We start from the raw sequence: 11,681 nt of genomic DNA, 5'->3' as shown, positions 1-11,681 counted from the left end.
GGGCGATTAGCGACCCAGGCTCTGGATGACCTTGTCGGTGATGTCGACACGCGGATTGACGGTGACGGCATCCTGGACGATCAGGTCGTAGTTTTCCTGCTCGGCGATACGCTTGATGGCGTCGTTGGCCTTCGTGACGATGCCCGAGAATTCTTCGTTGCGGCGACGGTTGAAGTCTTCCTGGAATTCACGGCGCTTGCGCTGCAGGTCCATGTCGAGGTTCGACAGTTCGCGCTGGCGCTTGACGCGATCCGATTCGGACAGCACGGGGGCGTCCTTGTCGAAACGCTCGGCCTGGCTGCGCAGCTTCGAGGTCAGGCTGTCGAGCTCGTCGCTGCGACGCTTGAACTCGGATTCGATCTTGCTCTGGGCGGCCTTGGCCGGGCCCGACTCACGCAGGATCCGTTCCGTGTTCACGAAGCCGATCTTCGTGGCTTGCGCTTGCGCATGCGCCGTCGAGACGACGGCGGCCTGGCCGAGCACCAGCGCACCCATCAGCGCCAGCGAAGTGCCCAGCTTGCGACCGGCGCGCGTACCGGCGACGGCAGCGCGCATGGAACCCGAGTTGTTGAGTGCGAAATCAGACATCATGAAAATCTCACCTTCGAATGAGGTAAAGCAAAACAATATTGTGCCACTAAACCACGATGGAGCCAGTCCAGGGCCCAAATCGCGATGTTTCAGGCGTAACCAATCCAGGCAAACGCGCGGCGCACCGAAGTGCGCCGCTGCGAGTCAGATCAGAAACCGGTACCGATCTGGAACTGGAAAGCCTGGGTATCGTCGCCCGGCTTCGAATTGAGCGGACGGGCATACGACAGCTGCAGCGGGCCCAGCGGCGATTGCCACGACAGGCCGACACCGGCCGAGTAGCGCCAGCCGCAAGGATCCTCGACCTCGGAGTTGTTCTTGCCGGCCGTGCAGGCCATGCCGCTGCCCGCGGACACCTGACCCGCGTCGGCGAACACGAACCAGCGCAGCGTGCGATCTTTGGAAGCACCCGGGAACGGCAGGTAAAGCTGCGCGTTGGCCACGATACGGCGCGAACCGCCGAGGTAGTCGCCCGTGAGCGAGTCGCGCGGACCCAGCGAGGCGCCTTCGTAGCCACGCACGGTACCGATGCCGCCGCCGTAGACGTTCTTGATGACCGGGTAGTCGAGGCTGCCGTAGCTGCGGCCGTAATCGATCATGCCGTTGAGCGCGAGCGTGTAGGCGCGGCCCAGCGGGAGGTAGTACTGCTGCTGCGCGGTGAGCAGGTAGTACTTCAGGTCCATGGTCGACAGGTCGCCCTTCAGGCGCGTGTACGAACCCTTGGTCGGGGCCAGCGCGCTATCACGGGTGTCCTTGGACCAGCCCGTGTTGAAGATGAACGCGTTGGTCGAATCGCCGTACTGGTCGACGAAGTTGCGATACGCGAGCGGCGAGTTGTTGTACAGGTCGATCTGGTTGCGCTCGAACGTGCCGCCCAGGAAGATCCGGTCGTATTCCGAGATGGGCACGCCGAAGTTCATGCCCAGGCCCATGGCCTTGACGCGGTAGTCGCCGTCGTTGTTGTTCCAGGGCTCGGTCACGCGGTAGTAGGCCGACGTGGTGCGGCTGATGCCGTCCGTGGTGAAGTACGGATCGGTATGCGAGAGCACCACCGCGCGGTTGGTCTTGCTGGTGTTGAGCTGCAGCGTCAGGTTGGTGCCGCTGCCGAACACGTTGTCTTCGCTGATACCGGCCGACAGAATCGCCTTTTCGGAGGAGCCGTAGCCCACGCCGAGGTTGATCATGCCGGTGGGCTTTTCCTTCACGTCGACGTTGACGTCGACCTGGTCGGGCGAACCCGGCACCGGATCGGTCTTGACGTTGACTTCGTTGAAGTAGCCCAGGCGGTCGACGCGATCGCGCGAGACCTTGATGTCGCCCGCGTCGTACCAGGCGGCTTCCTGCTGGCGCACTTCGCGGCGCACGACTTCGTCGCGCGTGCGGGTGTTGCCGCCGATCTGGATGCGGCGCACGTACACGCGGCGGCTCGGGTCGACGTAGAACGTGACGTCGGCCTCGTGCTTGGCGCGGTCGAGCTGCGGGTTCGGGTTGACGTTGGCGAACGCGTAACCGAGCTCGCCCAGGTAGTCGGTGATGGCCTTGGCGGAGTTGTTGGCCTTGGCGGCCGAGAACGTCTCGCCTGCCTTGAGCTCCACCAGCTTGTTGATCTCGCCGTCGAGGCCGAGCAGGTTGCCCGCCATCTTGATGCTGCGAACCTTGTAGGGCTCGCCTTCATGCACCGTGACGGTGATGTAGATGTCCTTGCGGTCGGGCGAAATCGTGACTTGCGGCGGCTCGACGGTGAACTCGAGGTAGCCCTGGTCGAGGTAGAACGAACGCAGGCGTTCGATATCGCCTTCGAGCTTTTCGCGCGAGTACTTGTCGGTGTTGGTGTACCAGGTCAGCCAGCCCGGCGTGGAGAGGTCGAACTGATCCATCAGCTCGCTCTCGGAGAAGGCCTTGTTGCCGACCACGCGGATCTCGCGGATCTTGGCGACTTCGCCTTCGAACACGTCGAAGCTCACGCCCACGCGGTTGCGGGGCAGCGGCGTGACGGTCGCGGTGACTTCCACGCCGTACTTGCCCTTGCCCAGGTATTGTTCCTTGAGCTCGTATTCGGCGCGCTCGAGCATCGACTGATCGAAGATGCGGCCTTCGCCGAAGCCGACCTGCGCCAGCGACTTGGTGATGTTCTTGGAATCGAACTCACGCATGCCGTTGAAGCTGATCGACGCGATCGTGGGGCGTTCCTGGACGACCACGACCACGACGTTGTTGTCGGTCTGGATCTGGACGTCGCTGAAGAAGCCCGTGCCGTACAGGCGGCGCACCGCTTCGGTGGCGTCCTGTTCGGTGAACTTCTCGCCCACTTTCACGGGCAGATAGCCAAAGACGGTACCGGCATCGGTACGTTGAATGCCTTCGACGCGGATATCGCGCACGACGAAGGGATCGAAGGCATGGGCAAGCGCCGGCAAGAGCAGAGCGGCAAGCAAGCTCGGCAGTTTGGCCTTCTTGAAGAGACCCTTTTCTTGCATATCGCTCCTGGAATTCATCATCCGGCGAAAAAACATCCTTGGCTTTCCTCGGTCGTGCAAATGGCGGGGGATTTTATTCGATTCGCGTCTAAGTGAATAGCCGCGCAAAATCATTGAAAAGCGCGAGGCCCATCAGGCAGGCCAGCAAACCGACGCCGGCGCGTTGGCCGATGTCGATCCACCGATCAGGCACGGGACGCCCTCGTACGATTTCGACGAGATAGTACAGCAGATGCCCTCCATCCAGCATGGGAATGGGAAGCAGATTCAGGACACCCAGGCTGATGCTGATCAGCGCGAGATAGGCAATGTAGGCTTCGAGGCCGATACGCGCGGTCTGGCCAGCGTAGTCGGCGATGGTGACGGGGCCGCTCACATTGCGCCACGACACGTCGCCGGTGACCATGCGGCCCATCATGCGCAGCGACAGCCAGGCGGTGTCCCAGGTGCGCTGGGCGCCACGGGCGATGCTCTCGAAAAAGCCGTAGCGCTGCGTGACCATGGGCACGTCGCCGCCAAGTTGCACGCCAATGCGGCCGATCTGCTTGCCCTGCACCTGCTCGGCGCGCGGCACGATCTCGAGCGAGACCTGGGCGCCGTCGCGCACCACGGTGATCGGCATGGCCTGATCGGGATGCTGCTGAATGAGTGCGACGAGCGCGCCGGCATCAAGGCCCTGGGCGTCGCCCGCGCGCACGATCAGATCGCCCGCGCGCAGGCCGGCGGCCTCCCCTGCCCCGCCCGCGATCACTTCGCGCACGATGGGCTTGGCCTGTGCCAGGCGCAGACCGAGCGCCACGAGCGGATCGCCGTCGGCGGGATCCATGCGATTGCCGGCCGGCGCGGTCAGGCGCAGCTCGCGTTCGCGGCCGGCCTCGTCGCTCACCCGCACATCGGTGCTGCCGCCCGACGAGAGCAGGTCCAGCAGGCGCCAGCGCGCGTCGGACCAGGATTCGATCTGCTGGCCACCCACCGACTGAATGCGATCGCCGGCGCTGAAGCCTGCCTGGGCCGCCGGGGTATCGGCGACGGGCGCGCCGACGATGGCGGCGGGCACCTGCGTGCCGACCATGTTCAGGCCGGCATAGAGCGCGATGGCGAGGATCAGATTGAAGATGGGGCCGGCGGCGACGATGGCGATGCGGCGGCCGACCGGTTGCGCGTTGAAGCTGCGCTTGACCTCGGCCAGCGGCGCGCCCGGCGGCGCGTCGTCCTGCATCTTGACGTAGCCCCCCAGCGGAATGGCGGACAGCGCCCACTCGGTGCCGTTGCGATCGTAGCGGCGCAGCAGCACGCGGCCGAAGCCCAGCGAGAAACGGAGCACGCGCACGCCACACAGGCGCGCCACCCAGTAATGCCCCAGCTCATGGAAGGTGATCAGGGTGCCCAGCGCGACCACAAAGGCCAGCAAGGTGAAAATCATGGTGCGAAAGCCTACTCAGATGCCGGCGCGCGCCTGCCGGAGAAACCGAGGCGGCGCATGCCGTGAGCCGATCGCATGCCGGGTGGACGATGCATCGGGTACCGTGTTTCGGGAGCGAGGCGTAGGGGCGGAACGGGCCGGCCAGGCGCAAACGGATGCGCGGCAGGCCAGGCGCCACACCGGGCCGCGCTTGCCTGGCCGACGTGGGGCGGCGCCGGGCGCGCATCGCGCGCCGGCGGCTGCTCAGGCGGTGCCCAGATCGCCGGCAAACCGGCGTACGGCCACGTCCAGTGCAAGCACGTCGTCCAAGCCGGCGAGCGTAACAGATGACAGCCCGGCCTGCCACTCCAGCGCGGCGGAGATCACGCGCGGAATCCAGGTGTAGGGCAGCCGTCCTTCGAGGAACGCGGCGACCGCGACCTCGTTGGCCGCGTTCAGCGTGATGCAGGCGGCCTGCCCGGCCCGCAGGGCCTGGAACGACAGGTCCAGACAGGGAAAGCGTTCGAAATCGGGCTTTTCGAAGTCGAGCCGCCCCCAGCGGGTCAGGTCGAGCGGGCCGACCCCGCTTTCGAGGCGCTCCGGAAAACCGAGGCCATACGAAATCGGGGTGCGCATGTCGGGCTGGCCGAGCTGGGCCAGGACCGAACCGTCGTCGTACTCGACCATCGAGTGCACGACGCTCTGCGGATGGATCACCACCTCGATCCGGTCGGCCGGCATGGCGAACAGCCAGTGCGCCTCGATGACCTCCAGGCCCTTGTTGAGCATGGTGGCCGAATCGACGGAGATCTTGCGGCCCATGCTCCAGTTGGGATGGGCGCACGCCTGCTCGGGCGTGACGTTTTCGAGGTCCGCCGGATCGTGGCGGCGGAACGGCCCACCCGACGCGGTCAGGATGAGCTTGCGCACGCCGCGCGCGGGCGCTTGCGGCGCACCGGCACGCCCGCCGTGCGGCAGACACTGGAAGATGGCGTTGTGTTCGCTGTCGATCGGCAGCAGCTCGGCACCGGCGTCGCGCACGGCGGCCATGAACAAGGCGCCGGCCGCGACCAGGGCTTCTTTGTTGGCCAGCAGCACGCGCTTGCCGGACCGGGCGGCGGCCAGCGCCGCGGGCAACCCGGCCGCGCCGACGATCGCCGCCATCACCGTGGTGCACTCGGGGGCCGCGGCCACCTCGGCCAGGGCCTCGCTACCCACGCGCACGTCGGGCTGGCGCGCCGCCGCCGGCCACGCGGCCAGAAAACGCGCACGCGCATCGTCGGACGGCACGACCACGACGGCGGCGCCGGTCGCCACGGCCTGCTCGGCCAGGCGCTCCATGCGGCTGTAGGCCGACAGCGCGTAGACCCCGAGCCGGTCGGGATGACGCGCGATCACGTCCAGGGTACTTTCGCCGATCGAGCCCGTGGAGCCCAGCACGGCGATGCGTTGAAAACCGGTCAAAACAACACTCCAGTCAAGAGCAGCGCGATCGGTGCCACCGGCAGGATGGCGTCGATGCGGTCATAGACGCCGCCATGGCCCGGCAGCAGCGCGCTCGAATCCTTGACGCCCGCGCGGCGCTTGAGCAGCGACTCGAACAGATCGCCGACGATCGACACCACGCCGAGGATCACGCCGGCGGGCAGCGCGAGCAGCCACGATCCGCGTGCGAACAGGTCGGCCGCATAGGTGCCTTGATACTGGCCGGAGATCACGATCCAGAGTACCGCGCCGCCGACGCCGGCCACGGCGCCCGCGATGGTCTTGCCGGGACTGACCTTGGGAGCCAGCTTGCGCTTGCCGAACGCACGACCCGCGAAATAGGCCGCGATGTCGGCGATCCAGACCAGCGCCAGCAGCGAAATCACATACAGGCCGCCGCGCGTCATGAACCACAGCGCCAGCACCGACCAGGCGGCGAACACGGCCAGCACCGAAAACACCGACCAGCCCAGGCTGGCGGGAGGCGCGTCGGAGCGCCCGCGATAGACGGCCGTCCAGGCGCCGACCAGCCACACCAGCGCGACCACCGGCACCAGGCCCTGCAGCAGCCAGACCGCCACCTGGGCGCCGGCGGTGGCGCCGCCGAGCCAGAGATGGGTGAGACCGAGCATGAGGCCGAACAGCACGACGGGCACGCCCACGGCCACCGCCTTGCTGGGCGGGCGCGGCAAGGTCAGGCGCAGCCACTCCCAGTTGGCGCAGGCGGCGCCGAGCGCCAGCAGCGCAACGAACCACCAGGGGTTGGGCGCGGCGAGCGCGCCGGCCAGGATAGCGAGAAGAACGATGGCGGTGACGATACGCTGGCCGAGCATGAGGCGGACTCCGATGAAAGAGGTTTAACGCTTGGCGTCGCGCAACTGCGCGCTGGTGCGGCCGAATCGGCGTTCACGGGTGCGATACCACTCGAACGCGGCATCGAGCGCTTCGGCGTCGATGTCGGGCCAATACTTATCGGTGAAGAACAGCTCGGTATAGCTGAGCTGCCAGATGAGGAAGTTGGAGATGCGCTGCTCGCCGCCGGTGCGGATGAACAGGTCGGGCTCGGGAGCCCATGCCATCGAGAGATGCTCGGCCAGCGCGGCTTCGTCGATCGCGTCGGGATCGGCGGCGAGCTCGGGCCGGGCGCGGAGCATGGCGCGGGTGGCCTGCAGGATGTCCCAGCGGCCGCCGTAGTTGGCGGCCACGGTCAGGTGCAGGCGGTCGTTGCCGGCGGTGCGGTCCTGCGCCTGAGCGATGAGTTCGCGCAGACGCGGCTCGAAGGGCGAGAGATCGCCCACCACGTGCAGCCGCACGCCCTGCTCCTGCAGCTTGTCGACTTCGCGCTCGAGCGCCTGAACGAACAGGCGCATCAGCAGCGAGACCTCGTCGGCCGGCCGGCGCCAGTTTTCGGAGCTGAACGCGAACAGCGTGAGATAGCGCACGCCGCGGCGACCGCAGGCCTCGACGGCGCGGCGTACCGCCTGCACGCCCTTTGCATGGCCCGCCGTGCGCGGCAGATGCCGACGCGTGGCCCAGCGCCCGTTGCCATCCATGATGATGGCAACGTGTTGCGGTACGGCCTCGGTATCGGGAATCGCCTGGGTGGAACTGATTACCATGAATGAAAGCCTAGCGGAGTGACGAACGCTGGCGCTCGGGATAAGGCCTGCAAAAAACTGCGCCGTCCCGGTGTCGCGCACCGCCGGGCCTGGCGGCAGCGCGGCGGTGACGGCGCCTGGGCAGTAATCACGGCGTCGGTCCCGCCTGGGCGGGACAGACGCCAGTCCGCAATTATACGGTCATGATTTCCGCTTCTTTGGTCGTCACGAGCTTGTCGATGTCGGCCACGAAACGGTCGGTCAGCTTCTGCACGTCGTCCTGGGCGCGACGCTCGTCGTCTTCGGAGATGGTCTTGTCCTTGACCAGCTTCTTGAGCGTTTCGTTGGCTTCACGACGCAGGTTGCGCACGGCGACCTTGGCGTCTTCGCCTTCGCTCTTGACGACCTTGGTGAGGTCACGACGACGCTCTTCGGTCAGGGCGGGCATCGGCACGCGGATGGTCTCGCCCATCGAGATGGGGTTCAGACCCAGATCCGATTCGCGGATCGCCTTTTCGATGGGGCCGGCCATCTGCTTCTCGTAGGGCTGCACGCTGATCGTGCGGGCGTCGACGAGGTTGACGTTGGCGACCTGGCCCACCGGGACCGGCGAACCGTAGTACTCGACCTGCACGTGGTCCAGGATGCCGGTGTGAGCCCGGCCGGTGCGGATCTTGGACAGGTTGGTCTTGAGCGTGTCCAAGGACTTGCTCATCCTGGTCTCGGCGGATTTGCGGGTTTCTGCAACGCTCATGGCTATTTCCTTTTTCTCAAACGTGTACCAACGTGCCTTCGTCTTCGCCGCCGACCACGCGCTTGAGCGCGCCCGACTTGTTGATCGAAAACACCTTGATGGGCAGCTTCTGGTCGCGGCACAGCGCGAAGGCCGTGGCGTCCATCACCTCGAGACGGCGCACGATGGCTTCGTCGAAGCTGATGCGCGCATAACGCGTGGCGGTCGGATCCTTGTTGGGATCCGCGCTATAGATACCGTCGACCTTGGTGGCCTTGAGCACGATCTCGGCACCGATCTCGGCGCCACGCAGGGCGGCGGCGGTGTCGGTGGTGAAGAACGGATTGCCCGTGCCCGCCGCGAAAATCACGACCTTGCCCTCTTCGAGGTAACGCAGGGTCTTGGGACGGATGTAGGGTTCGACCACCTGGTCGATATTGAGGGCCGACTGCACGCGGGTGTCGACACCCTTGTGCTTGAGCGCGTCTTGCAGGGCAAGCGCGTTCATGATGGTGGCCATCATGCCCATGTAGTCGGCGGTGGCGCGGTCCATGCCCTGCGCACCGGGCGCGACGCCACGGAAGATGTTGCCTCCGCCGATGACAATGGCCAGCTCGACGCCCATGGCGGCGACCTCGGCGATTTCATCGGTCATGCGGACGATGGTGGAGCGATTGATGCCGAAAGCATCGTCGCCCATCAGCGCCTCGCCGGAAAGTTTGAGAAGAACCCGTTTATATGATCTGCTGCTCATAGGTGATATCCCGAGGAACGATCCGACGAAAGTGTAAGACAAGAAATAGGCCGGTCACAGGGGTTTCAGGCAACCCTGCGCCGGCCCGTCATCACGATAACGCTTTATGCGCGGCCAGCGGCGGCGGCAGCGACTTCTGCGGCGAAATCAGTGGTCTTCTTCTCGATGCCTTCACCAACGACGTACAGAACGAATTGCTTGATCGACGCGCTCTTTTCCTTGAGCATCTGTTCGACCGTCTGCTTGTCGTTCTTGACGAAGGGTTGCGACAGCAGGGTCACTTCCTTCAGGAACTTCTGCACCGAACCTTCGACCATCTTGGCGACGATGTCGGCCGGCTTGCCCGATTCGGCAGCCTTCTGCTCGGCAACCGAACGCTCGGTGGCGATGTCGGCGGCGCTCACGCCCGATGCGTCCAGAGCCTTGGGCTTGGTCGCGGCGATGTGCATGGCCAGGTCCTTGCCCACTTCTTCGGCGCCGGCGAATTCGACCAGCACGCCGATGCGGCCACCGTGCACGTACGAAGCCAGTGCGTCGGGGGTCTGGATGCGCTGGAAGCGGCGGATCGAGATGTTTTCGCCGATCTTGCCGACCAGAGCGGTACGGGTGGTTTCGACGGTGCCTTCACCGAAGGGCAGCTCGGACAGCGCGGCGACGTCGGCCGGGTTCTTCGAGGAGACCAGTTCGGCCAGGGCGTTGACGTAGGCGACGAAGTCGGGGTTCTTGGCGACGAAGTCGGTTTCGCAGTTGACTTCGATCACGGCGCCTTGCTTGCCATCGGCAGCAATGAACAGGCCGATCAGGCCTTCGGCGGTCACGCGGGCAGCGGCCTTGCTGGCCTTGTTGCCCAGCTTGACGCGCAGGATTTCCTCGGCACGATCCAGATCGCCTTCGGCTTCCGTCAGGGCCTTCTTGCACTCCATCATGGGTGCGTCGGTCTTTTCGCGCAGTTCCTTGACCAGGGCAGCGGTAATTTCAGCCATGTTAGCTCCAGTTTCGCTTATGACATGCCCCGACAGGGCCGGGGCAATGATATGAATTCAGTGTGACACCCGGGCGATGCGCTGGCGCGGACGGCCCGCTGGGGTCGTCGCCGCGTCAGGCCATGAGGCCACGGGCTGCGGGACGCGAGCTGCGCGCGTGCGCCCGACTTGGGAATGGGCGCGGCGCGGCGGCTCGAGGCCGGCGCGCGCCGCGCAGCCTGGCTTTAGGCCTGGCCGTCTTGCACTTCGACGAACTCTTCCTGACCTTCGCCGATCTCTTCGACCAGACCGTTCAGGTTTTGTTCGCGGCCTTCCAGCACGGCGTCAGCGATGCCCTTGGCGTACAGAGCGATGGCGCGAGCCGAGTCGTCGTTGCCGGGGATCACGTAGTCGACGCCGTCGGGCGAGTGGTTGGTATCAACCACGGCAACCACCGGGATACCCAGGGTGCGGGCTTCGGCCACGGCGATCTTGTGGTAACCCACGTCGATCACGAACAGAGCGTCGGGCAGACCGTTCATGTCCTTGATGCCGCCGATCGACTTGTTCAGCTTGTCGAGTTCGCGTTGGAACAGCAGGCCTTCCTTCTTGATCAGACGCTCCATGCCGCCTTCGGCGACAACGGCTTCCATATCCTTCAGGCGCTTGATCGAGCTCTTGACCGTCTTGAAGTTGGTCAGCATGCCGCCGAGCCAGCGGGCGTCGACGTAGGGCATGCCGCAGCGGGCGGCTTCGGCGGCGACCAGTTCACGGGCGGCGCGCTTGGTGCCGACGAACAGGATCGAACCACCACGAGCGGCCAGTTGCTTCACGAACTTGGTGGCGTCTTGGTATTGGGCAACCGTCTTTTCGAGGTTGATGATGTGAATCTTGTTGCGCTGGCCGAAGATGTACTGCGACATCTTGGGGTTCCAGTAACGGGTCTGGTGACCGAAGTGGACGCCGGCTTCCAGCATTTCACGCATGAGGGACATAATGACTCCAAGGGTTGGGTCTTGCATTACGCCTGCATCGAATTCATCGACACCCTGGGTGGCATAACGCGCGATTGCCGCTGCGGGAACACCCCGCGCGGGGTACTGCGATACAGAAATCAAGCCAGCCGACACGACCGAAGCCGTGATGAACCCAGACGACCGGCAAGGCACGCGGCCTGCCGATGTATGTCGGCGCTGCTCGGTCTGGCGCGCTGTTCGATCTGCCGCGCTGTTCGATCTGTCGTTTTGTTGGCGGCGGAATCTGGCTGCATGAATCAGGTTCCGGGGCATTTCATCCAATCGGCCGCGGGTGCTGCGCACCTGCCAACCGACGAGAAATTAACCGGACGCCCACACCGCGCCTACACCGCCGCTCAAAAACGTGGATCGAGCAGCTCGGCAAGCCCGTGAGCGCCGCCCGCGGGGTGCCTGCCCGGGTGCAACACCCTCGCCTGGCCTCCCGGCGGACCGCGAACATCGATGATGCCGCCTGTCCCGATTTCCGTGCCCGGCCTCGCGGCCAGACCTCGCCTCGATACGTGGCGCCTATCGGCTCGGAAACCCGGTGCTGCGCGCGGCAGGCCTGTGCGGCCCCACCCGGTATCCTTCGCTGCCTTGCACACCACGTCCCTTCGCGACGCGCGCACCAGATGCTCCGGCTACCGGCAGGCTGCTCGAGCC

At 65.5% G+C, this 11,681-nt stretch carries 10 protein-coding genes; all 10 read right to left on the bottom strand.

Translation table 11 applies throughout. The features are described 5' to 3' along the window. Window positions 1–6 precede the first annotated feature (6 nt). The 10 genes from CAL25_RS08475 to rpsB all read right to left on the bottom strand — a co-directional run bounded on the left by CAL25_RS08475 (window position 7) and on the right by rpsB (window position 10,997). Complete coding sequence (locus CAL25_RS08475) at window positions 7–591, bottom strand: OmpH family outer membrane protein (protein ID WP_094799539.1); 585 nt, start codon at window positions 589–591, stop codon at window positions 7–9. A 149-nt stretch (window positions 592–740) separates the two neighbouring features. Further along, on the bottom strand, window positions 741–3,104 hold the full coding sequence (gene bamA / locus CAL25_RS08470) for an outer membrane protein assembly factor BamA (RefSeq protein WP_432759231.1): 2,364 nt from the start codon (window positions 3,102–3,104) through the stop codon (window positions 741–743). Between the two features lie 52 nt (window positions 3,105–3,156). Continuing rightward, window positions 3,157–4,491, bottom strand: a complete 1,335-nt coding sequence (rseP, locus tag CAL25_RS08465) for an RIP metalloprotease RseP (RefSeq protein WP_094799537.1) — start codon at window positions 4,489–4,491, stop codon at window positions 3,157–3,159. Between the two features lie 243 nt (window positions 4,492–4,734). Next, window positions 4,735–5,934 (bottom strand): 1-deoxy-D-xylulose-5-phosphate reductoisomerase, encoded by a 1,200-nt coding sequence (locus CAL25_RS08460; RefSeq protein ID WP_094799536.1) that lies wholly within the window; start codon window positions 5,932–5,934, stop codon window positions 4,735–4,737. Then, window positions 5,931–6,788 carry a phosphatidate cytidylyltransferase gene (locus tag CAL25_RS08455; RefSeq protein ID WP_094799535.1) on the bottom strand — a complete coding sequence of 286 codons (858 nt, stop codon included), beginning with the start codon at window positions 6,786–6,788 and terminating at the stop codon, window positions 5,931–5,933. The genes CAL25_RS08460 and CAL25_RS08455 overlap by 4 nt, the downstream gene beginning before the upstream one ends. 24 nt (window positions 6,789–6,812) lie before the next feature. Further along, on the bottom strand, window positions 6,813–7,574 hold the full coding sequence (gene uppS / locus CAL25_RS08450; RefSeq protein WP_094799534.1) for a polyprenyl diphosphate synthase: 762 nt from the start codon (window positions 7,572–7,574) through the stop codon (window positions 6,813–6,815). A 172-nt stretch (window positions 7,575–7,746) separates the two neighbouring features. Next, a complete protein-coding gene (frr, locus tag CAL25_RS08445; protein ID WP_094799533.1) occupies window positions 7,747–8,307 on the bottom strand; it encodes a ribosome recycling factor in 561 nt (186 codons plus the stop codon). 16 nt (window positions 8,308–8,323) lie between these two features. Next, on the bottom strand, window positions 8,324–9,040 hold the full coding sequence (gene pyrH, locus CAL25_RS08440) for a UMP kinase (protein ID WP_094799532.1): 717 nt from the start codon (window positions 9,038–9,040) through the stop codon (window positions 8,324–8,326). Between the two features lie 104 nt (window positions 9,041–9,144). Then, the gene (tsf, locus tag CAL25_RS08435; RefSeq protein ID WP_094799531.1) at window positions 9,145–10,023 is read right to left on the bottom strand and encodes a translation elongation factor Ts; all 879 of its coding nucleotides are present in this window, start codon (window positions 10,021–10,023) and stop codon (window positions 9,145–9,147) included. A 224-nt stretch (window positions 10,024–10,247) separates the two neighbouring features. After that, window positions 10,248–10,997, bottom strand: a complete 750-nt coding sequence (gene rpsB / locus CAL25_RS08430) for a 30S ribosomal protein S2 (protein WP_094799530.1) — start codon at window positions 10,995–10,997, stop codon at window positions 10,248–10,250. Window positions 10,998–11,681: the final 684 nt, after the last annotated feature.

Origin of the sequence: Bordetella genomosp. 5 (assembly GCF_002261315.1) — a bacterium.
In the GTDB taxonomy this organism is placed as follows: domain Bacteria; phylum Pseudomonadota; class Gammaproteobacteria; order Burkholderiales; family Burkholderiaceae_B; genus Bordetella.
The sequence above is the reverse complement of the archived record's forward strand: the minus strand, read 5'-3'. Positions and strand labels throughout refer to the sequence as shown.